A 21,224-nucleotide genomic window follows, 5' to 3' on the forward strand; every position below is an offset into this window, starting at 1 on the left:
ATCGCCATGAGGCGTTATGGTAGCTGCGCCGCAACGCTGCCGCTGGCTTCGAACAGCACCAGGTGCTCGGCCGCCACCGCGATGCCCACTTCTTCGCCCAGCGGGTAATCGCAATGGCTGGGAAATACGGCTTCAACCTGACTTCCAGTGGCCAGCCGCAGTTGATACAGCGTAGAGGCACCTAGGAAGCTTTTGCCAATGATCCCCGCGCGCAGGGCGCTGGCCGGGGCCAGCACGATATCGTCCGGGCGCAGCAGCACGTCCACGGCGGCTCCTTTGGGCCAGGGGTAAGTACCCTTGCCACGCAGTTCGCCCAGTTCGGTATGCACCGTGCTGGCGCCGGTCAATTCGCCGCGGATGAAATATCCCTGGCCGATGAAACTGGCCACGAAAGGGGTGCGCGGTTGGTGGTACAGGTTGTAGGGAGTATCCCATTGTTCGAGCCGCCCTTGACGGAACACGCCAACCTTGTCGCTGACCGCGAACGCCTCCTCCTGGTCGTGGGTTACCAGGATCGCGCTGATGCCTCGTCCCTTGAGGATGTCGCGCACCTCCCGACTCAAGCGGCGGCGCAGTTCCACGTCCAGGTTGGAGAAAGGCTCGTCCAGCAGTAGCAACTGCGGCTCCGGGGCCAACGCCCGCGCCAGCGCCACCCGCTGTTGCTGTCCGCCCGACAGCTCATGGGGGTAGCGCTCGCCCAGCCCCTGCAGGTTCACCAACGCGAGCATTTCATCTACCACCCCAGCGGCATCGGCCCGTTTGCCCAGGCCGAAGGCCACGTTGCGCGCCACCGTCAGGTGAGGAAAGAGAGCATAGTCCTGGAAGACCATGCCAATGCGGCGCTTCTCCGGGGCCAGGGTGTAGCCGGGGCGGGAGATCACCTCCGCGTCCAGCTGAATTTCCCCCTCATGCACTGGCTCGAAGCCTGCGATGGCTCGCAGGGTGGTGGTCTTGCCACAGCCGGATGCGCCCAGAAGACAGCCGATTTCCCCAGGGGCCAGCTGCAGGTGAAGGTCGTGCACGACGCGCTGGTGGGCATAGCCACAACCCAGCGCTTTCAGACTCAGAAGTGCGGAAGAATTCATTCGGCTCGGTAGGCAGGTTTGACGAGGTATTCAAGCAGCGCCTTTTGCGCATGCAAGCGGTTTTCCGCCTGGGCCCAGGCCACGGATCGCGGGTCGTCGAGCAAGTCGTGGCTGATCTCTTCACCGCGGTGGGCGGGCAGGCAGTGCATGAATACCACGTCCGGGGCCGCGAGATCGAGAAGTTCGCGCGTGACCTGGAAGGGCGCGAAGCGGGCCAGGCGCTGTTCGGCTTCGTCTTCCTGGCCCATGGACGTCCATACGTCGGTGCTGACCAGGTGCGCGCCCCGTACCGCCTGTCGTGGGTCGCGCAGCAGATGGACGCGATCACCGGCCATGGCGAGGAAGCGGGCATCCGGCTCGTAACCCTCCGGACAGGCCACCCGCAACTGGAAGTCGAACTGGATCGCCGCTTCCACGTAGCTGTTGCACATGTTGTTGCCGTCACCTATCCAGGCGACCGTCTTGCCGCGGATGGTGCCTCGGGTTTCCTCGTAGGTCTGCATGTCGGCCAACAGCTGGCAGGGGTGTAGGTCATCCGAAAGTCCGTTGATCACGGGCACCCGGGAATGGGCGGCGAACCGGGTCAGAGTATTGTGGGCGAACGTGCGGATCATCACCGCGTCGAGCATGCCGGACATCACCCGCGCGGCGTCCTCGATGGGTTCGCCGCGCCCAAGCTGGGTATCCCTGGAAGAAAGGAAAACGGCCTGGCCACCGAGCTGGATCATGCCCGCCTCGAAGGACAGTCGCGTGCGGGTAGATGACTTCTCGAAGATCATGCCCAACACCCGGTTCTTCAGAGGCTCATGCAAGACCCCGCGATCACGCAGGCCCTTGAGCTCCATCCCTCGGCGGATCACCCCGCGCAACTCCTCAGGGGTCAGATCCATCAGGGAAAGAAAGTGCCTGGCATTCATTGTGGCTACCTTTGCAACGGGACGAAAAAGATCTGGGCCTCGCGGCGAGGCAAGGCATGTCCAGGGTAAAGGCCGCTCGGACGCGGCGAAACGAAGCGGAAAGACGCGATGGTATAAAAAAATGTCGCCTATTACCAATGCCTGTCAGAGATTTTGAACAGGGTCCGTTGGGCAATCCCAGCGAGTGCCTTTCTTCGCCGATCGGGTGAACCCGAGCAGCGGCGTGCAGTCCGTTTCTTGAAAGGCGTCACAGCAATGCCCGGCATTGCCGTAACGGCATTCCACAACGCTCTGCCGTGGGTGATAATGTGTCCCACGCGACACAGGGAGTCCCGAATGGAAGCGAAGGAAAAACAGCTGATGGAACTGCTCGGGTTGACGGCCCGGACACTGACCCATCTCACCGCGTCTATCACGACCATGTCGTTCGAGCTGCTGCGCAGCGAAGACAAGGTCGCCCGCGAAGCCGGCCGGCACATGATAGATCGCATGGCCACGATCAGCTCGGAACTCGACGCCCATTGGCAGATCATCGGTGAAATGACAGGTGTGCATGTGCCTCAGGACGAGGTGGAAACCATCACCGAGATCGAGATGCTCAGCCCGCCCTCGGGCAACGCCATGCAGTGAGCGGGGCGGCCAAGCCCGAGCGCGCTGCTCGGCTTTCCGTTACAATGCACCCCACGTGTCGACACGCAGGTGTCGAGTAGCCAAAGCCTGAGGTGCCCATGGATATCATCGAAACCATCAAAGACCAGATCGCCAACAATACCGTTCTGCTGTACATGAAGGGTTCGCCCAATGCGCCGCAGTGCGGCTTTTCCGCCCGCGCCGTGCAGGCGATCATGGGCTGCGGCGAGAAGTTCGCCTACGTGGATATCCTGCAGAACCCGGAAATCCGCGCCAACCTGCCCAAGTACGCCAACTGGCCTACCTTCCCGCAGCTGTGGGTAGATGGCGAGCTGGTCGGCGGCAGTGACATCGTGCTGGAGATGTTTGAAAAGGGTGAATTGCAAACCCTGATCAAGGGCGCCGTGGCCAAGACCGCGCAAGCTCAACCAGGCGCCTGAAGCACCGGGGGCCGGCGCGCTGGCGCGCAGCGCCACGGTACATAAGGCCAGGCCCTGTCAGGGGCCTGGCTTTTTTCATCCGTCGACAGGGTACGCCGTTCAATGAAGCACCCGACCCACGTATGTCAGCCCAGGGTCTCGCTCGGTAAGCGCGACGCCAGGGGCTCAGGCGTCTTCTTCACCCATGCCGGACTGTAGGTAGTTCTCGATTCCGATCTTGTCGATCAGCCCCAGTTGGGTTTCCAGCCAGTCGATATGTTCTTCCTCGGACTCGAGGATGTCTTCGAGCAGGTCTCGGCTGCCGTAGTCGCCCACCGACTCACAATGAGCGATGGCCGCGCGTAGATCCATCACGCCTTTCTGTTCCAGCTTGAGGTCGCATTCGAGCATTTCCCGGGTGTGCTCGCCGATCAGCAGCTTGCCCAGCTCCTGCACGTTCGGGATGCCTTCCAGGAACAGAATGCGCTTGATCAGCTTGTCGGCGTGTTTCATCTCATCGATGGACTCGTCGTACTCATGCTTGCCAAGCCGGTTCAGCCCCCAGTCCTCGTACATGCGCGCATGGAGGAAATACTGGTTGATGGCGATGAGCTCGTTACCGAGAACACGGTTGAGATGCTGAATGACGCTGACGTCACCTTTCATGATAATGGCCTGTGCATGCTGCGGATGGCCAAAAGTGTGCGCGTGGGAAAAGGCACTGTCAAACAGGCATTTGTACGCGCCATCCATTGAAAATGGTAACGCGTACGGTTCACTCCGAGCAGAAGCGGGAGATGCAGGCACGAATGCCTCTCAGGCCCATTCCTAGGCGGGAACGAACTCCACCGGGAAGGCTGTCGCTGCCTGGGCTCCGCGCAATTCAGCCAGGGTATCCCTGACTACTTCCTTGGCCAGGCAGGCGCATTTGCCGCACTGTGTGCCTACGCCAGTGGCCTGACGGACCTCCCGATAGCTGCAGCAGCCTTCATAGATGGCTTCACGGATCTGGCCGTCGGTAACACCCTGGCAAAGGCAGACATACATAAGGCGGGCACCCACTGCGGTAAGGCTGGAATGCCCGGATCTTAATGTTAATGAGAATGCTTGTCAAAACGCCTGCAAGGACAATGTCAGGCAACCGATGAAAGGTCAGCCCGTTCGTTCAATCCGAGAAGTCGCGCCAGCCGCCCATCTGCTTCCAGCGGTTGACGATCCCACAGAACAGCTCCGCGGTTTTCTCAGTGTCATAGCGGGCCGAATGCGCCTCGCGACCATCGAAGTCGATATCGGCGCTCTGGCAAGCCTTGGCCAATACGGTCTGCCCGTAGGCGAGGCCAGCCAGGGTGGCGGTATCGAAACTGGAGAAGGGATGGAAGGGGTTGCGTTTGAGGTCGTTGCGAGCGACAGCCGCATTGAGGAACCCCAGGTCAAAGCTGCTGTTGTGGCCGACCAGGATGGCGCGTTTGCAGCCATTGGCCTTAAGAGCCTTGCGTACGCCACGGAAGATATCTGTCAATGCGCTTTCTTCGCTGACCGCCATGCGTAACGGATGGTTGAGCTTGATCCCGGTGAACTCCAACGCCGCCGGTTCGATATTGGCGCCTTCGAAAGGCTCGATGCGGAAGAACCAGGTATGGTCCGGAAACACGAAGCCCTTTTCATCCATGCCAATAGTGGTCGCGGCAATTTCCAGCAAGGCGTCCGTGGCACTGTTGAAACCGCCGGTTTCAACATCCACCACTACTGGCAGATAGCCGCGGAACCGGGTAGCCATGGGATGGCGGCTGGCGGAAGAGGAGGGGCTGTCCAGCTCGTCGTCGAATTGATCGTCGCTCACGCCTGCTCCTCCAGCAAACGCCATTGCAGGCTTTCGCCCGCGCGCAGGGGCACGACCTCATGGTCGCCGAACGGCAGGGCGGCGGGGGCCAGCCAGGGGTCACGCACCAGGGTGACCTTTTCGGTATTGGTCGGCAAACCATAGAAGCGAGGACCATGCAGGCTGGCGAAGCCCTCGAGGCGATCCAGCGCCCCGGCGCGATCGAAGGCTTCGGCGTACAGCTCCAGCGCGGCGTAGGCCGTATAGCAGCCCGCGCAACCACAAGCCGCTTCCTTGGCATGCCGCGCATGGGGCGCGGAGTCGGTACCCAGGAAGAAACGCTCATTGCCGCTGATGGCCGCTTCGATCAAGGCATCCTGGTGAATGTTGCGCTTGAGGATGGGCAGGCAATAGAAGTGTGGGCGGATACCGCCTACCAACATGTGATTGCGGTTATAGAGCAGATGATGCGCCGTGATGGTGGCGCCCAGGTGACTGCCCGCGCTTTTGACGAAGGCCACCGCGTCGGCGGTGGTGATGTGCTCGAACACCACTTTCAGTGAGGGGAAGCGCGCCACGATCCGGCTCATGTGCTGATCTATGAAGGCTTTCTCCCGGTCGAAGACATCCACCTCGGAATGGGTGACTTCACCGTGAACAAGCAGCGGCAGGCCTACCTCGGCCATGACCTCGAGCACAGGGAACAGGTTGTCGATGGACGTTACGCCGGAGTCGGAGTTGGTGGTCGCGCCGGCAGGGTAGAGCTTGGCTGCCTGTACGAAGCCGCTGGCCCGAGCGACGCGAATGTCTTCAGCACAAGTGCGGTCGGTCAGGTAGAGCACCATCAGCGGTTCGAAACGGCTGCCAGCCGGGCGAGCGGCAAGGATTCGCTGGCGGTAGGCATCGGCCTGTTCGGCGTTGCGTACCGGCGGGACCAGGTTCGGCATGACGATCGCGCGCGCGAACGTGCGCGAAACATCGGCGACGGTTTGCGTCAGGGCAGCGCCATCGCGCAGGTGAATGTGCCAGTCGTCTGGGCGGAGCAGGGTAATGCGGTCGGACATGGAGAGTACCAGGCGGGTAGAACTCAAGGGGCGCCGGCAGCGAAGCGGGTTCTGCCGAACCGTGGCCCGGAGCCTGCGCAACGGCGTGCCGCGCGCTGGAAGACCCTGCCCACTGCCTGGTGACGGGCTTGGGCGAATCCTACCGGAAAAGGCGCGCGGCATCATCCGCTATCAAGTTTGCCGAGACGCGACCGATACGCCTTGGGTACGCTGACATCTTCGCCGGAGCTTGCCGTGGGCCCTCGTTATCTTGCCTGTCTTTCATTGATTGCCTGCAGTCTGGCGGCGCTGCCGGCCATGGCGATCACTTTTCAGACGCCACTGGAGGCCGTGCAGTGGAAGGTAGAGGGTGACGTCTTTGAATGCCGCCTGAGCCAGCCGATCGCGAACTTCGGGGAAGGCCAGTTCGTGCGCCGCGCCGGGGAAAAGCCAGTGTTTCGGCTTACGGCGCCTGGCGCCGCGCTTGGAGCCGGCAGCGCCAGCCTGTATGCCGCCGCCGCGCCCTGGCAGCCAGGCCGCGCGGATGTCAGCCTGGGCGCGGTCCGCCTGGGCGCGGGGCCGGTGGTGATGACCTCGAGCCAAGGGCAGGCCAGCGGCTTGCTCGGCGGTCTCCTGGAAGGCCGCAGTAGCGTTGTGCGCACCGTGTCGAGCGAGACCGGGCGAGGCCTGGAAGTGCGTGTATTGCCGATCAACTTCAACAAGGCCTGGGCCGAGTATCAGGCCTGCGCGGCCAGGTTGCTGCCGATGAACTATGATCAGGCGCGGCTGAGCCAGATTCCATTCCCCGGCGCGGGCATGGACCTGAGCAGCGCGGCGAAGGCTCGCCTGGATGCCTTGTTGGCATTCATGAAGGCAGACCCTACCGTTAACCATATCGAACTGGATGGACATTCTGACAACAGCGGGAATCGCCTGACCAACAGGGAACTGTCACGCCGACGCGCGTTGGCCGTAGCGGACTATCTCAAGGCTCGCGGTGTTCCGGAAAACCAGATCGAAGTTCGCTTCCATGGGGAGCAGTATCCAGTGGTGCCCAATACATCCGCGGCCAATCGCGCCCGCAATCGCCGGGTGAACGTGGAGCTGGATCGCCGCCCCGGCAGCCCCGCGCCAGAGGCTCAACAGGTCACCTCCGAGCCGTCCGCTTCCGCTGCCAGTACCACCGCGCCTGGCCCGGCCCCGGCGGCTACGCCACCGGCAGCACCGGTTGCCGCTCCGGCCGCAAGCCCTACGCCAGGTAAAAAGGAGGGCTGAAAACTGTCGCTTCACGGACAGTGCTTGTCGCGCTACTGTAAATCCTCGCTGGGCGGCGTTAGAATCTGCGGCTTTCAGTAAAACCCGTGGAGTGATGGCATGGCGGACGTAAAAAAGGTCGTTCTGGCATATTCCGGCGGCCTGGACACCTCGGTGATCCTCAAATGGCTGCAGGATACCTACAATTGCGAAGTGGTGACCTTCACCGCTGACCTGGGCCAGGGCGAGGAAGTAGAACCGGCGCGCGCCAAGGCCCAGGCCATGGGCGTCAAGGAAGTCTATATCGACGACCTTCGCGAAGAATTCGTCCGTGATTTCGTATTCCCCATGTTCCGCGCCAACACCGTGTATGAAGGCGAGTACCTGCTGGGTACATCCATCGCCCGGCCGCTGATCGCCAAGCGCTTGATCGAGATCGCCAATGAAACCGGCGCCGACGCCATCAGCCACGGCGCTACCGGCAAAGGTAACGACCAGGTGCGCTTCGAACTCGGCGCCTACGCGCTCAAGCCCGGCGTCAAGGTGATCGCTCCCTGGCGGGAATGGGACCTGCTCTCCCGTGAGAAACTCATGGACTATGCCGAAAAGCATGGCATTCCCATCGAGCGTCATGGCAAGAAGAAATCGCCCTATTCCATGGACGCCAATCTGCTGCACATCTCCTACGAAGGTGGCGTGCTCGAAGATACCTGGACCGAGCATGAAGAAGACATGTGGCGCTGGACGGTTTCGCCGGAAAAGGCCCCGGACACGCCTCGCTATATCGAGCTTACCTACCGTAACGGGGACATCGTCGCCATCGACGGCATGGAAATGACTCCGGCCAGCGTCCTGGCCGAGCTCAACCGCATCGGCGGCGAGAACGGCATCGGTCGTCTCGATATCGTGGAAAACCGCTATGTAGGCATGAAGTCCCGGGGGTGCTACGAAACTCCCGGCGGCACTATCATGCTCAAGGCTCACCGTGCCATCGAATCCATCACCCTGGACCGCGAAGTTGCGCATCTGAAAGACGAACTGATGCCACGCTACGCCAGCCTGATCTACACCGGCTACTGGTGGAGCCCGGAGCGCCTGATGTTGCAACAAATGATCGACGCTTCCCAGGTTCACGTTAACGGGGTGGTGCGCCTGAAGCTGTACAAGGGCAACGTGATCGTGGTGGGGCGCAAGTCCGACGATTCGCTGTTCGACGCCACCATCGCCACCTTCGAGGAAGACGGCGGCGCCTATAACCAGGCCGATGCCGCGGGCTTCATCAAGCTCAATGCATTGCGGATGCGTATTGCCGCCAACAAGGGGCGGCAGCTGGGCTGATCCCATCCTGGTAAGGCGACAGTCCTGTCGAACTGAACCGCGGCGAACGCCGCGGTTTTTTTGCGTCCGAGAAGCCTGCGGAGATAGCAGGGCAGCATCGGCTGCGGCCTGCATCGCCTTTAGGCGCACTCCCCGGGCTCAAGTCTTGCGTCGTACCAGCAGCACATGGGTCGCGGGCCCGCCCTCGCTATGACATAGCGTCCGGGTGTGCTCGGCCCAGGCCTGGATCTGATCCTCGAAGCGGCCTGCTCCCTGGACCGGCGGATAATCCAGCACATGGTAGTGAGCGCCGAGTGCCGTTGCCCTTGATAACATGGCACATGGATCCGGCGAGGCGGCCAGTTGCTCTTCGGACTTCGGGGCAGGCGTTCCAGCGTCGACGCGCGTGGCTTGCGACAGCGTCTGGCGAGCCGGGCGGTGGCGCCGCTCTCGACCTTTCTGGACACAGAGGGCTTGCCGGTTGAAGTTCAAGGTAATGAAGAACAGTGCCGTCAGGAAAGGCGGGAAGCCCACCAAAAACCAGACAAACACTGATTGGTTTTTAGTGTCCAGCAGGGGCAGGCTGGCCAGGGCTGAAGCTTCCGTGGTCGCCGCCAGGACGGCGATCAGGGCCAGCGGATTATTGATTGAGCGGTGACTAATGCTCATGTTCACTCCTCGTCGCACGCACGACTTGAACGATGTCCGTCCAGAGCCTAGGAGGGTGGCCTCCGACCACGGCACTAGATAACGCTGGCGCGCGCCTGAACGAAGTTAAACACCTGTTTCCGAAGGAAGAATCTGTAACAGGTTGACGAGCCAAGGAGGGTTACTTGTATTTGATGTTAGAGTCTTAGGCGTGTAACGTTCGTTCGATCTGTTGCATTAAGGCAATGCTTGCTCAGCTGCCCGAGGAGGTTTGTAGGATATTTCACTCAGATATGTAAGGAGAATCTTAGTCTGCACTTACCTGGAACTCCGGTAACACCTGCCGCCGGAAACTGGGCTATGTTCCTCGCTCTACAATAAATAGCAACAATCGGATTAGCTCATGAACAAAGTGCTCATCGTGGATGATCATCCCGTGATACGCCTGGCGGTACGTATGCTGATGGAGCGCCATGGTTATGATGTGGTCGGCGAAACCGACAACGGCGCGGATGCGCTGCAGCTGGCCCGCGAATCCACGCCCGATATTGTCATCCTTGACATCGGCATCCCCAAGCTGGACGGTCTCGAGGTCATCACCCGGCTGACCGCGGGGTCCATTGCCCAGATGCGCGTGCTGGTCTTGACGTCCCAGGCGCCCGGCCACTTTTCCATGCGCTGCATGCAGGCAGGTGCGGCGGGATATGTATGCAAGCAGCAGGATCTGACGGAGTTGCTCAGTGCCATCAAGGCGGTACTTTCCGGCTACAGTTACTTTCCCAACCAGGCACTGCATCCTGTTCGCTCCCATATGGGCAATGTCAGCGAAAGGGAGCTGGTGGAACGGTTATCCAGCCGCGAGATGATGGTATTACAGCAGCTTGCGCTGGGTCGGACGAACAAGCAGATCGCCGAGGAGATGCTTCTCAGCAACAAGACGGTGAGTACGTACAAGACCCGCTTGTTGGCCAAGCTCAATGCCAAGTCGCTGGTAGACCTGGTCGAGGTTGCCCAGCGTAACGGCATCATCTGAGAGGGATACCCGGTATCCGCAAGTCAGGCGGCTGGCGCTTTGTGCTATGGCCGGCTTCTTTGGACCTACCGGGACCTACAAATCAAAGTCGTAGTCGGCCAACTGCTTTTGCAATCGACGCTCCTCCAAGAGATTGTCGATGGTGCGTCGCTTGCTCAGGTTGCTTTTGGTCACCTCGATCACGGGCTCGACCTCATCACCCTCGATCGGGGCAAAATCCTCGTCCACTTCCAGTTCTTCTTTCTCGGTCGTCATTCATCCACTCCGGCTACCAGGGCCTCCACGGGGTGCTCTTCGCGCACCTTATATCGGCAAATCCCGGAGTGGTAAAAGAGATTTTTTCAATCAAGCAAATAAAGCCGTTACGCTTCTTCAATCGTCCGAGGTCTTGGCCCCGTACTCGCAAAGGTCTTCGATACGGCAACTGCCACAGCGAGGTTTGCGAGCCTGGCATACGTAGCGACCATGAAGGATAAGCCAATGGTGAGCGTCGAGCAGATAGGGCTTGGGGACATGTCTGAGCAATCCCTTTTCAACTTCGACAACATTCTTGCCTGGAGCGATGCGGGTACGGTTGCTAACCCGGAAGATGTGGGTGTCCACAGCCATGGTGAGCTGTCGAAACGCGGTGTTGAGAACCACGTTGGCGGTTTTGCGTCCCACCCCTGGCAAGGCCTCGAGTGCTTCACGGGTTTGCGGGACCACCCCGCCGTGCTGCTCTACGAGACGACGACAGGTCTCAATGACGTTCTTGGCCTTGCTGTTGTAGAGTCCAATGGTCTTGATGTATTCCGATAGGCCTTCCACCCCGAGCGCAAGGATAGCTTGCGGAGTGTTCGCCACCGGAAAAAGCCGGGCCGTGGCCTTGTTGACACCTACATCCGTGGACTGTGCCGAAAGGATTACCGCGATGAGCAATTCGAAGGCATTGCTGTAGGCCAGCTCTGTCTTCGGCTCCGGATTGTCTTCATGGAAGCGGCGGAAGATCTCGAGACGTTTGGCGGCGTTCATGGTGGTGCTCCTGGTGAAAGGCCGACGAACCGTGCCGCATCGGGTCAGCGGCTCGCAGGCCACGCCTGGGCTTCTTTCGCCCGGGAAGCCTGGCCGCCTGACCGTATTGCGAGGTAGCAGCCGCCTTACTTGATACGCTGGCCCGGGCGGGCACCCGCGTCCGGGCTGAGGAGGAAGATCTCCGAGCCGCCAGGCCCCGCGGCCAGGACCATACCCTCGGATACGCCGAAACGCATCTTTCGTGGCTTGAGGTTGGCGATCATCATGGTCAGCCGACCTTCCAGCGCGGCGGGCTCGGGATAGGCGCTCTTGATGCCGGAGAAAACATTGCGTTGTTCGTCGCCCAGGTCCAGGGTCAGGCGCAGCAACTTGTCAGCGCCTTCCACGGCCTCGGCCCTGATGATTCGGGCCACCCGCAGGTCCACCGCGGCGAAGGCGTCAAAATCGATCTCCGCGGCCAGCGGATCGGCCACCAGCTCGCCATTGCCGGCAGGCGCGGCGGACGTGGCAGGAGCGAGACTCTCCCGTGAGGCTTGCACCATGGCCTCGACATGGGCCGGATCGATCCGGGTCATCAATGGCTTGAAGGGGTTGAGCGCATGGTCCGCCAGGAGGGCCTTGTGATGGTCCCATTCCAGTGGAGGGACATTCAGGAAGGCTTCGGCATCGGCGGCCAGGTTCGGTAGTACCGGCTTGAGGAAAATGACCAGCAGGCGGAACAGGTTGACGCCCATCGCGCATACCGCCTGTACTTCCTCCTGCTTGCCGTCCTGCTTGGCCAGGGACCAGGGCGCCTTGTCCGCGATCCAGGCGTTGGCGCGATCGGCCAGGGCCATGATCTCCCGCATCGCCTTGGCGAAATCGCGTTGTTCATACGCCTCGGCGATGCCTGGGGCGGCGGCCAGGAAGGCATCGGTCAGCTCCGGCGCGGCGTTGCCAGTCACCAGTCGACCGCCGTTGCCCTTGTGGATGAACCCGGCGCAGCGGCTGGCAATGTTGACGACCTTGCCGATCAAGTCCGAATTGACCTTTTGCACGAAGTCTTCGAGGTTCATGTCCAGATCATCGACGCCACGCCCGAGCTTGGATGCATAGTAGTAGCGCAGGTATTCCGGCGACAGGTGCTCCAGGTAAGTCCGTGCCTTGATGAAGGTGCCGCGCGATTTGGACATCTTCTGGCCGTTGACCGTGAGGTAGCCGTGGACGTTAATGGCGGTAGGCTTGCGCAGCCCGGCGCCTTCGAGCATGGCCGGCCAGAACAGCGCATGGAAGTTGACGATGTCCTTGCCGATGAAGTGGTACAGCTCGGTGGTGGAATCCTTGGCCCAGAACGCGTCGAAGTCCAACTCCGGCCGACGGGCGCACAGGTTCTTGAAGCTGGCCATGTAGCCGATGGGGGCGTCCAGCCAGACATAGAAGTACTTGCCTGGCTCGTCCGGGATCTCGAAGCCGAAATAGGGCGCGTCGCGGGAAATGTCCCACTCCTGCAAGCCCGAGTCCAGCCATTCGGCCAGCTTGTTGGCCACCGGCTCCTGCAGGGTGCCGCTGCGGGTCCAACCCTTCAGCATGGTCTGGAAGTCGGGTAGCTTGAAGAAGAAGTGCTTGGAGTCGCGCAGTACCGGAGTGGCCCCGGAAATCGCCGATTTCGGGTCCTTCAGGTCGGTAGGGTCATAGGTGGCGCCGCACTTTTCGCAGTTGTCGCCGTACTGATCCGGCGTGCCGCACTTGGGGCAGGTGCCCTTGATGAAGCGGTCAGCCAGGAACATCTGCTTTTCGGGGTCGAAGTACTGGGTCACCGAGCGCGTGGCGATATGGCCCGCCTCGCGCAGGCGCAGGTAGATCTCCCGGGACAGTTCGCGGTTCTCTTGCGAATGGGTGGAGTGGAAGTTGTCGAACGCCACGAGAAAATCGGCGAAGTCGGTGCTGTGCTCGGCCTTGACCGCGTCGATCAGCTGTTCGTTGGTGACCCCTTCCTTTTCTGCGCGCAACATGATCGCCGAGCCGTGGGCGTCGTCCGCGCACACATAGATGCATTGGTTGCCGCGCAGCTTCTGGAAACGCACCCAGATGTCGGTCTGGATGTACTCGACCATGTGGCCCAGGTGGATGGAACCGTTGGCATAGGGCAGGGCGCTGGTGACGAGAATCTTGCGGGGCTCGGACATGGGGCTCGGCTACTTGGTGTGGAACGAAGACCGACCACTATAAAGCGCCACGGTTTTTTTTTCATCAGCCTCGCCGAACGGGTAGCATAGCGGGCCAACCACCGAAGCCCTGGTCCCTGGAGTTCTCATGAGCCTTGTCACCCGCGCAGCCATTGAACACGTGCTGCGCCAGTACACCGACCCCTATCTCGAGCAGGATCCGGTCAGTGCCGGCTGCGTGGAAGCGATACATATCGACAGCGGGAAGGTCCAAGTGGACCTGCGCCTGGGGTATGCCGCCGACCTGTTCCGTGGTGGCTGGGCGCAGACCCTGCAGATGGGCCTGCAGGGCCTGGCCGGTGTCGAGACGGCCAGCGTCCGGGTGCGCTCCGAAGTGTGGCCATACAAGGCCCAGGCCCAGGTGCCAGCCATGGCCAACGTGAAGAACATCATCGCGGTGGCTTCGGGCAAGGGTGGCGTGGGCAAGTCCACCACGGCTGCCAACCTGGCCCTGGCGCTGGCTCGGGAAGGTGCCCGGGTAGGGATGCTCGACGCTGACATCTATGGTCCAAGCCAGGGGGTGATGTTCGGAATCGCCGAAGGCACCCGGCCCCAGGTACGCGAGCAGAAGTGGTTCGTGCCCTTGCAGGCCCACGGCGTCGAAGTCATGTCCATGGCTTTCCTGACCGACGACAATACCCCGGTTGTGTGGCGCGGGCCCATGGTGTCCGGAGCGCTGATGCAACTGATCAACCAGACCGCCTGGAATGACCTGGACTACCTGGTCATCGACATGCCGCCCGGCACGGGTGACATTCAGCTGACCCTGGCGCAGAAGGTGCCGGTGGCCGGTTCGGTGATCGTCACCACTCCGCAGGACCTGGCGTTGCTGGATGCGAAGAAAGGCGTGGAGATGTTCCGCAAGGTACAGATTCCGGTGCTCGGCGTGGTGGAGAACATGGCCGTGCACCTTTGTTCCAATTGCGGCCACGCCGAACATCTATTCGGAGAAGGCGGCGGCGCACGCCTGGCCGCGCAGTATGGCGTGGAATTGCTCGCCTCGCTGCCCTTGGCCATGGCAATCCGCGAGCAGGCCGACAGCGGTCGCCCAACCGCCATCGCCGAGCCGGATAGCCCGATCGCGCTGATGTACCAAGAGCTGGCGCGCCGGGTGGGTGCGCGTATTGCCCTGGAAGCCGCCAGGGCCCAGCCGCTTCCCAGCATCACGGTCTCTGACGACTGAAGCCGGGTCTCAGGGCCGGAAGTAGGCGGCAAAGCCGCCGAATGGCCCTGGATGGGTTAGGGATTCGCCAGCTTCGCTGGCTCCCACCGCAAATCCGGCAGCTGTTTACAGCTTGCGAACGGCCGATCCTTGGGGCTCGGGCTGGTGGGAGGCAGCGAAGCTGCCGAATAGCCCGGCGTGGGTTGTGAGGTGCACCGCCAATCCTGACAGCGCTTTACCGCGCTATAGACGAAAAAACCCCGCCGAGGCGGGGTTCTCTCCAAGCAGGCCTCACCGAGGCGAGGGCCGGCTCAAGGCGTCATTCAGGCGATCTGAACTTCTTCAGCCTGCATGCCTTTCTGGCCGCGGGTAGCGACGAAAGTCACAGCCTGGCCTTCTTTCAGCGACTTGAAGCCGTCAGCCTGGATGGCCTTGAAGTGTACGAACAGGTCGTCACCCGACTGAGGGGTGATGAAGCCGTAACCTTTCTCGTCGTTGAACCACTTGACGGTACCGCTTTGACGATTGGACATGGAATGTCTCCTTGGACAAAGTTAACTGCGGCGCGGGAACAGCCCCGGCCGGAACTGAGTGCAAAGAGCATGAAAATTCTTCTTGATGTTGGACATCGTGCAGTAATTCTCGGTGACAAAAGCAGCACAGTGGCGCCACCTTAAACCTTTTTCATCAAGCTGCCAATGGCCTTTTCATCGCCGCTGTCAGGCGAGGCCCCCGGTGACCCATCGCGGCGCAGACCGCCGCCCCGCTTTGAACCTAGGCCGCTGGCCCGGTAAGATGCGCGCCATCTGTATCTTTCACCTCCAGGACGTCCCCATGAGCATCAAATCAGACAAGTGGATCCGCCGCATGGCGCAGGACCACGGCATGATCGAACCTTTCGTAGAGCGCCAGGTGCGCGGCGAAGGCGCCGACCGGGTGATTTCCTTCGGGGTATCGAGCTACGGCTACGATGTGCGCTGCGCGGACGAATTCAAGGTATTCACCAATATCAACTCGGCCACGGTGGACCCTAAGAACTTCGATGCCAAGAGCTTTGTGGATATCAAGAGCGACGTCTGCATCATTCCACCGAATTCCTTCGCCCTGGCGCGCACGGTCGAGTATTTCCGCATCCCGCGCAACGTGCTGACCATCTGCCTGGGCAAGAGCACCTACGCCCGCTGCGGGATCATCGTCAACGTCACCCCGCTGGAGCCTGAGTGGGAAGGTCATGTGACCCTCGAGTTTTCCAATACCACCACGCTGCCCGCGAAGATCTACGCCAACGAAGGGGTGGCGCAGATGCTGTTCCTGGAATCCGATGAAGAGTGCGAAGTGTCCTACAAGGACCGTGGTGGCAAGTACCAGGGCCAGCGTGGCGTGACCTTGCCGCGTACATGAAACCTGCTTCGGGCCGACGAACCGAGGGAATTTGCCTCGGTTCTGCCACTCTACCGTGAGAACTCCCCGATTCTGTATTTCGAAACGGGCCAACGCTCAGGAGTGCCTATGAAGATCGACCCGACCATCAGCGCAAAGCTGGCCTCGCTGCGACCGAATCACATCGGTATGCTTGCCTGGTCACTGCTCGCCAACCCGGCCGCCTTTCAGGCCGGTGGCGTGCCGGGGCAGCCGGACCCTGACACACCCAATCAACCGACCGAGCCCGGTGAGCCGACGATCCCCGATCAGCCACCGCCCACGCCCATGGCCTAGCCAAGCGGCATAAGCCCGACGCACGCGGCCAGGCAGGCCGCCATTTGTGAAACAAAGGCTGCGCCAGTCAGTTAATCTGCAAGGGCTTCCCATCGTTCCTCCGGTGGGAAGCCCTTTCAACATTCTGACAATAAAGGCCTGCCATGCGTGCTCAGCTTTCGCCCAAGCGGTTACTCGCCACCTGTGTCTTCGCCCTTGCGCTTTCCCCTTCTGTCTACGCCGAAGCCCCGGTGCCCAACCATCTTCAGGCTGTGCTCGACCGCGGCGTGTTGCGGGTGGGCACCACGGGCGACTACAAGCCTTTCAGTTACAAGACCAGGGACGATGGCCAGTACATTGGCCTGGACCTGGAAATTGCCAAGGGCTTGGCCGATGCCCTGGGTGTGAAGCTGGAAGTGGTGCCCACCAGTTGGCCCAGCTTGATGGCTGACCTGGCTGCGGACAAGTACGATCTGGCGCTCTCCGGCGTTTCGGTGAACCTGGAACGGCAGAAGAAGGCGTTCTTCTCGGTGCCCTATCAGCGCGATGGCAAGACGCCTATCACCTTGTGCAAGAACCAGGAGCGCTTCCAGACGCTCGCGCAGATCGATCAGCCGCAGGTCAAGGCCATCGTCAACCCAGGCGGGACCAACGAGAAATTCGCCCGCGCCAACCTCAAACAGGCTCAGATCGTCATGCATCAGGATAACGTGACGATCTTCGATCAGATCGTACAAGGCAAGGCTGACCTGATGATGACCGATGCCGTGGAAACGCGCCTGCAGCAGAAGCTCCACCCCGAGCTGTGCGCGGTGCATCCGGACGCGCCTTTCGACTTCTCCGAGAAAGCCGCGCTACTGCCTCAGGATGTTGCTCTGAAGGCCTATGTGGACCAATGGCTGCACCTGGACATGGCCAGCGGTCGCTTCGAGCAACGGATGCAGCACTGGTTGGACTATCCGTGGCAGCCTCGCTAGGGCTTGCTCAGGCTCAACAGCAGCGTCACCTAGCCTTCACTGGCCCCTACAGGCCATACCTGGTTGTCACCGACGATGAACAGCCGTACTCCAGGTTTGCGTTTGACGGCGAAGCCGCCAGTGAAAGCGCCGAAAGCCGGTAGCACGGTAACTTGTCGACCCACGTGGAAACAGGGCAGGCGCAGCCGCTGGTGACCGCGGCCCTTGAGCAGGAATACTGGATGTAGATGGCCAGCCAGCACGTGCCGTTCGGGGTGCGGATGCGGCTCGTGCTGGAGCGAGAAGGGGCCAAGCAGCCAGGGTTCGGGCACGACCTCGAAGCCCAGGTCCGCCGGCGGGTCCCCGGCGCGGTGATCGTGGTTCCCTCGAATCAGCAGGATACGCAGGTGCGGACGCGTGCGCCGCCAGCTTCGCAGTTGATCCAGGGTTCCGCTGGCATGGGAGCCGGGACCATGAAGGAAGTCGCCTAGAAAGATCAACTGCTCGGCAGGATGGCGTTCCAATAGCTGCTCGAGGCCCTCCAGGTTGGCCTGGGTCGTGCCATGGGGCACTGGCTGTCCCAGGCTTCGATAGGCCGCAGCCTTGCCAAAGTGTGCATCGGCGATCAACAGGGCTGCCTGAGCGGGCCACCAGATGGCTTTCTCGGCCAGCAGCCAGAGGCGTTCGCCGGCCAGCTCCAGTTCATGCGCGCCCATCAGACCGTCGCCTCGGGCCCGGCGGCTTTTTCCAAGTCGTTGACCATGCGGGCGATGCGGTCGGCCAGTTTCTCCGAACTCATGCTTTCGCGCATACGCTCCACCAACAAGGGAAAGCTCAGTGGGGTGGGGCGCTTTACTTTGTGCATGTCCAGCTCACGCTCGCCTATCTGGATAAGCGTCTGTTCCAGGCGGGTAACGTCCAGCTCCTGGCGAAGCACTTCTTCCTGGGCCTGGGTCAACAGCAGGTTGCCGGCGTCATACTGTTTGAAAACTTCGAAAAACAGACCGCTGGAAGCCTGCACCTGGCGCGTGCTCTTTTGTGCCCCAGGATAACCGCCGAAGACCAGCCCCGAAATGCGGGCGATTTCCCGAAAGCGCCGCAAGGCCAGTTCGCCCGCGTTGAGGCTGGCCAGGATGTCTTCAAGCAGGCCGGTAGGAGACAGGGCGCCGTTGTTCAGGGCTTGAGGCCAATCGACTTCGGTCGGGCTCAGCAATTCCAGACCATAGTCGTTGACCGCGATGGAAAAGCTGGTAGGGCGCTGCTGGCCCAACCGCCATGCCAGCAGGCTGGCCAGCCCCAGATGCACCAGCCGTCCAGCGAAGGGGAAAAGAAACAGGTGCCAGCCTTCCCGGGACTTGAGGCACTCGGCAAGCACCGTATGCCGGGTCGGCAGGGCGGACCACTGCTCCTGTACCTCCAGCAACGGCTTCACTGCCCGCATGGGCGCACTGATGTAAAGGCCGCGGCTCGCTTCGTCCAGCTTGGCAACCAAGGCATCGGCCAGTTCGCTGGAAAGCGGCATGCGCCCGCCGTTCCAGCGAGGCACCGAGGGCTTCTTGCCGCTGCCTCGCTTGACATAGGCAGTCATGTTTTCCACGCGCACCAGTTCCAGCACCTTGCCAGCGAACAGGAAAGCTTCGCCAGGGCGCAGGCGGGCGATGAACCCTTCTTCCACGCTGCCCAGTGAGCGCCCCCCGCCGCCCTTGCTCCAGTATTTGAGGTGCAGGCTGGCGTCGCTGACAATCGTGCCGATGCTCATGCGGTGGCGTCGACCCAGGCGAGGGTCCGGCACCCGCCATACGCCCTCGACGTCGGGCTCGACCCGACGGTAATCCGGGTAGGCGGTAAGGCTGGCGCCGCCATGGCGGACGAATGCCAGGGCCCAGGCCCATTCATCTTCCGTCAGGCACCTATAGGCCCAGGCGCTGCGTACCTCATGTAGCAGCGCGTCCGGAACAAAGCCACCGCCCAGGGCGATGGTCACCAGATGCTGCACCAGCACATCCAGCGGTTTCTCGGGGGACTGACGAGGCTCGACTCGCCGCGCCGCCAGGGCTTCCTGGGCCGCGGCCGCCTCCACCAGCTCCAGGCTATGGGTAGGCACTAGCGTCACTCTGGAGGGCCGCCCTGGCGCATGGCCGGAGCGCCCCGCGCGCTGGATCAACCGGGCAATGCCCTTGGCCGAACCGATCTGCAGAACTCGCTCCACCGGCAGGAAATCCACGCCCAGGTCAAGACTGGACGTGCAGACCACAGCCTTGAGATGGCCTTCCTTCAGGGCCAGCTCAACCCACTCACGCACCTCCCTGGACAAGGAACCGTGGTGCAGGGCGATAAGCCCGGCCCATTCCGGTCGTGCGTCCAGTATCGCCTGATACCAGACCTCAGACTGCGCCCGGGTATTGGTAAACACCAGGCTGCTCTGGCTGCTGGCCAGTTGCGCGACTACCTGATCCAGCATGCGCAAGCCCATATGGCCGGCCCAGGGAAAGCGTTCGATGGCTTCAGGCAGCAGGGTGTCCACGGCGATCACCTTTTCACCGCCGCCTTCGATGCGCACACCGTCACCGTCAGGCAGCAGCACCCGCTGGGCATGCTCCAGGTTGCCCAGGGTGGCAGAGATGCCCCATACGCGCAGCCCAGGATGCCATTGGCGCAGCCTGGCCAGGGCCAGTTGCAGTTGCACGCCACGCTTGTTGCCCAACAGCTCGTGCCACTCGTCCACTACCACCATGCCCAGGTGACCAAGTTCTTCCCTGGACTGTTCCCGGGCCAGCATCAGGGTGAGGCTTTCCGGGGTGGTCACTAGCGCGCTAGGCAAGCGACGGCCCTGGCGCGCACGCTCCGCGCTGCTGGTATCACCGGTGCGCAAGCCGACCGTCCAATTGATATCCAAAGCCTCGACGGGGGCCAGCAAAGCTCGCTGCGTATCCGCCGCCAGAGCCCGCATGGGTGTGATCCACAGCACTGTCAGCGGCGCGGCGGCCTTGCGTCTGGCACCCTTGGGTGGAGCTTCGGCGGCAAAGGCCTGGAGGGCGGCGAACCAGACAGCATAGGTTTTGCCAGCCCCTGTGCTGGCGTGAAGCAGGCCGGATTCACCTCTCGCGCTGGCAGTCCACAAGGCTTTCTGAAAGGGAAAGGGCTTCCAGCCGCGAGCGGTGAACCAGGCTTTGGCGTAGTCGGGAGGATGTGGCATGGGCGACGGCGGGGTTCCTGTGGCTTTCTTCAGTGACCACGCCGATTGCCGATTCGTTTAACCCTTACTTGAGGTTGCCGCTCAAAAACTGCTTGAGCCGTTCGCTTTTGGGCGAGCCCAGCACCTCGGCCGGCGCTCCGGCTTCCTCCACCAAGCCCTGGTGAAGGAACATTACCTGGCTCGACACTTGGCGAGCGAAGGCCATTTCGTGGGTCACCATGATCATGGTGCGACCTTCCTCGGCCAAGCCCTGGATCACTTTCAATACCTCGCCCACCAGTTCCGGGTCCAGTGCCGAGGTAGGCTCGTCGAACAGCATGACCTCCGGTTCCATGGCCAGGGCACGGGCAATGGCCACGCGTTGTTGCTGGCCGCCGGAGAGGAACGCCGGGTATTGGTCCGCGACCCTGGCCGGCAGGCCGACCTTGTCGAGATAGACCCGGGCGCGTGTTTCGGCATCCTGCTTGCTGACACCCAGCACCCGGCGCGGCGCCAGGGTGATGTTTTCCAGCACGGTCATGTGACTCCACAGGTTGAAATGCTGGAATACCATGGCCAGCCGGGTGCGCAGGCGCTGCAGTTCGGCGGCGTCGGCTACTTGCAGACCCTGGCTGGTTTCATGCAGGCGCACGTCCTGGCCGTCCAGGGTCATGGTCCCGGCGTTCGGGGTTTCAAGGAAATTGATGCAGCGCAGGAAGGTGCTCTTGCCCGAGCCGCTGGCGCCGATCAGGCAAATCACATCGCCCGTCTTGGCCCTGAGCGAAACGCCTTTGAGCACTTCGTTGTCGCCGTAGCGCTTGTGCAGGCCGTCGATGGTCAGTTTGTACATGCGCAT

At 61.8% G+C, this 21,224-nt stretch carries 23 protein-coding genes; 9 read left to right on the plus strand and 14 right to left on the minus strand.

Annotated features, from left to right (window positions below; translation table 11 throughout):
- Positions 1-14 precede the first annotated feature (14 nt).
- Positions 15-1,085 carry an ABC transporter ATP-binding protein gene (locus tag ACP691_RS09860; protein WP_426149303.1) on the minus strand — a complete coding sequence of 357 codons (1,071 nt, stop codon included), beginning with the start codon at positions 1,083-1,085 and terminating at the stop codon, positions 15-17.
- Positions 1,082-2,002 (minus strand): ornithine carbamoyltransferase, encoded by a 921-nt coding sequence (gene argF, locus ACP691_RS09865; RefSeq protein ID WP_426149304.1) that lies wholly within the window; start codon positions 2,000-2,002, stop codon positions 1,082-1,084. Before argF ends, ACP691_RS09860 begins: the two co-directional genes overlap by 4 nt.
- 336 nt (positions 2,003-2,338) lie before the next feature.
- Between argF and ACP691_RS09870 the strand changes: the two genes are divergently transcribed.
- Positions 2,339-2,632 carry a hypothetical protein gene (locus tag ACP691_RS09870; RefSeq protein WP_040261033.1) on the plus strand — a complete coding sequence of 98 codons (294 nt, stop codon included), beginning with the start codon at positions 2,339-2,341 and terminating at the stop codon, positions 2,630-2,632.
- A 98-nt stretch (positions 2,633-2,730) separates the two neighbouring features.
- On the plus strand, positions 2,731-3,072 hold the full coding sequence (gene grxD, locus ACP691_RS09875) for a Grx4 family monothiol glutaredoxin (RefSeq protein ID WP_040261032.1): 342 nt from the start codon (positions 2,731-2,733) through the stop codon (positions 3,070-3,072).
- Between the two features lie 165 nt (positions 3,073-3,237).
- On the opposite strand, the gene bfr is transcribed toward grxD, so the two are convergent.
- From bfr to pyrC, 4 genes are all read right to left on the minus strand, one after another.
- Positions 3,238-3,717 carry a bacterioferritin gene (gene bfr, locus ACP691_RS09880; protein WP_426149305.1) on the minus strand — a complete coding sequence of 160 codons (480 nt, stop codon included), beginning with the start codon at positions 3,715-3,717 and terminating at the stop codon, positions 3,238-3,240.
- A gap of 162 nt (positions 3,718-3,879) precedes the next feature.
- Positions 3,880-4,098: a bacterioferritin-associated ferredoxin gene (locus tag ACP691_RS09885; RefSeq protein WP_426149306.1), complete on the minus strand. Its 219-nt coding sequence runs from the start codon at positions 4,096-4,098 to the stop codon at positions 3,880-3,882.
- Positions 4,099-4,216: 118 nt separating this feature from the next.
- Positions 4,217-4,891 (minus strand): ribonuclease T, encoded by a 675-nt coding sequence (gene rnt / locus ACP691_RS09890; protein WP_040261030.1) that lies wholly within the window; start codon positions 4,889-4,891, stop codon positions 4,217-4,219.
- Positions 4,888-5,934, minus strand: coding sequence for a dihydroorotase (gene pyrC / locus ACP691_RS09895; RefSeq protein ID WP_426149307.1), 1,047 nt, complete (start codon positions 5,932-5,934; stop codon positions 4,888-4,890). The genes rnt and pyrC overlap by 4 nt, the downstream gene beginning before the upstream one ends.
- 234 nt (positions 5,935-6,168) lie before the next feature.
- Here pyrC and ACP691_RS09900 point away from each other — a divergent pair, with 234 nt between their 5' ends.
- Positions 6,169-7,188, plus strand: a complete 1,020-nt coding sequence (locus ACP691_RS09900) for a flagellar protein MotY (protein ID WP_426149308.1) — start codon at positions 6,169-6,171, stop codon at positions 7,186-7,188.
- A gap of 99 nt (positions 7,189-7,287) precedes the next feature.
- Positions 7,288-8,505: an argininosuccinate synthase gene (locus ACP691_RS09905; protein ID WP_426149309.1), complete on the plus strand. Its 1,218-nt coding sequence runs from the start codon at positions 7,288-7,290 to the stop codon at positions 8,503-8,505.
- A 138-nt stretch (positions 8,506-8,643) separates the two neighbouring features.
- Here ACP691_RS09905 and ACP691_RS09910 read toward each other — a convergent pair whose 3' ends face one another.
- Positions 8,644-9,153: a hypothetical protein gene (locus ACP691_RS09910; RefSeq protein WP_426149310.1), complete on the minus strand. Its 510-nt coding sequence runs from the start codon at positions 9,151-9,153 to the stop codon at positions 8,644-8,646.
- Positions 9,154-9,535: 382 nt separating this feature from the next.
- Here ACP691_RS09910 and ACP691_RS09915 point away from each other — a divergent pair, with 382 nt between their 5' ends.
- Positions 9,536-10,165: a response regulator gene (locus ACP691_RS09915; protein ID WP_426149311.1), complete on the plus strand. Its 630-nt coding sequence runs from the start codon at positions 9,536-9,538 to the stop codon at positions 10,163-10,165.
- Positions 10,166-10,240: 75 nt separating this feature from the next.
- Here the strand turns inward: ACP691_RS09915 and ACP691_RS09920 are convergent, their stop codons facing one another.
- From ACP691_RS09920 to metG, 3 genes are all read right to left on the minus strand, one after another.
- Complete coding sequence (locus ACP691_RS09920) at positions 10,241-10,420, minus strand: PA3496 family putative envelope integrity protein (RefSeq protein ID WP_040261025.1); 180 nt, start codon at positions 10,418-10,420, stop codon at positions 10,241-10,243.
- A 117-nt stretch (positions 10,421-10,537) separates the two neighbouring features.
- Positions 10,538-11,176 (minus strand): endonuclease III, encoded by a 639-nt coding sequence (gene nth / locus ACP691_RS09925; protein WP_426149312.1) that lies wholly within the window; start codon positions 11,174-11,176, stop codon positions 10,538-10,540.
- A gap of 125 nt (positions 11,177-11,301) precedes the next feature.
- Complete coding sequence (gene metG, locus ACP691_RS09930) at positions 11,302-13,341, minus strand: methionine--tRNA ligase (protein ID WP_426149313.1); 2,040 nt, start codon at positions 13,339-13,341, stop codon at positions 11,302-11,304.
- 127 nt (positions 13,342-13,468) lie between these two features.
- Here metG and apbC point away from each other — a divergent pair, with 127 nt between their 5' ends.
- A complete protein-coding gene (gene apbC, locus ACP691_RS09935; protein WP_426149314.1) occupies positions 13,469-14,563 on the plus strand; it encodes an iron-sulfur cluster carrier protein ApbC in 1,095 nt (364 codons plus the stop codon).
- Between the two features lie 302 nt (positions 14,564-14,865).
- On the opposite strand, the gene ACP691_RS09940 is transcribed toward apbC, so the two are convergent.
- Entirely contained in the window at positions 14,866-15,075 is a 210-nt protein-coding gene (locus ACP691_RS09940) for a cold-shock protein (protein WP_040261021.1), read from the minus strand.
- A gap of 301 nt (positions 15,076-15,376) precedes the next feature.
- On the opposite strand from ACP691_RS09940, the gene dcd reads away from it, so the two are divergent.
- The 3 genes from dcd to ACP691_RS09955 all read left to right on the plus strand — a co-directional run bounded on the left by dcd (position 15,377) and on the right by ACP691_RS09955 (position 17,214).
- Complete coding sequence (gene dcd / locus ACP691_RS09945; protein ID WP_040261020.1) at positions 15,377-15,943, plus strand: dCTP deaminase; 567 nt, start codon at positions 15,377-15,379, stop codon at positions 15,941-15,943.
- 108 nt (positions 15,944-16,051) lie between these two features.
- Complete coding sequence (locus ACP691_RS09950; RefSeq protein ID WP_040261018.1) at positions 16,052-16,258, plus strand: hypothetical protein; 207 nt, start codon at positions 16,052-16,054, stop codon at positions 16,256-16,258.
- 143 nt (positions 16,259-16,401) lie between these two features.
- Positions 16,402-17,214 (plus strand): transporter substrate-binding domain-containing protein, encoded by an 813-nt coding sequence (locus ACP691_RS09955; RefSeq protein ID WP_426149315.1) that lies wholly within the window; start codon positions 16,402-16,404, stop codon positions 17,212-17,214.
- Between the two features lie 29 nt (positions 17,215-17,243).
- On the opposite strand, the gene pdeM is transcribed toward ACP691_RS09955, so the two are convergent.
- From pdeM to ACP691_RS09970, 3 genes are all read right to left on the minus strand, one after another.
- Entirely contained in the window at positions 17,244-17,912 is a 669-nt protein-coding gene (pdeM, locus tag ACP691_RS09960) for a ligase-associated DNA damage response endonuclease PdeM (protein WP_426149700.1), read from the minus strand.
- Positions 17,909-20,389 carry a ligase-associated DNA damage response DEXH box helicase gene (locus ACP691_RS09965; RefSeq protein ID WP_426149316.1) on the minus strand — a complete coding sequence of 827 codons (2,481 nt, stop codon included), beginning with the start codon at positions 20,387-20,389 and terminating at the stop codon, positions 17,909-17,911. The genes pdeM and ACP691_RS09965 overlap by 4 nt, the downstream gene beginning before the upstream one ends.
- A 64-nt stretch (positions 20,390-20,453) precedes the next feature.
- The gene (locus tag ACP691_RS09970) at positions 20,454-21,218 is read right to left on the minus strand and encodes an ABC transporter ATP-binding protein (protein WP_426149701.1); all 765 of its coding nucleotides are present in this window, start codon (positions 21,216-21,218) and stop codon (positions 20,454-20,456) included.
- Positions 21,219-21,224: the final 6 nt, after the last annotated feature.

Source organism: Pseudomonas sp. DC3200b2 (assembly GCF_049895785.1).
Classification (GTDB): Bacteria; Pseudomonadota; Gammaproteobacteria; order Pseudomonadales; family Pseudomonadaceae; genus Aquipseudomonas; species Aquipseudomonas massiliensis.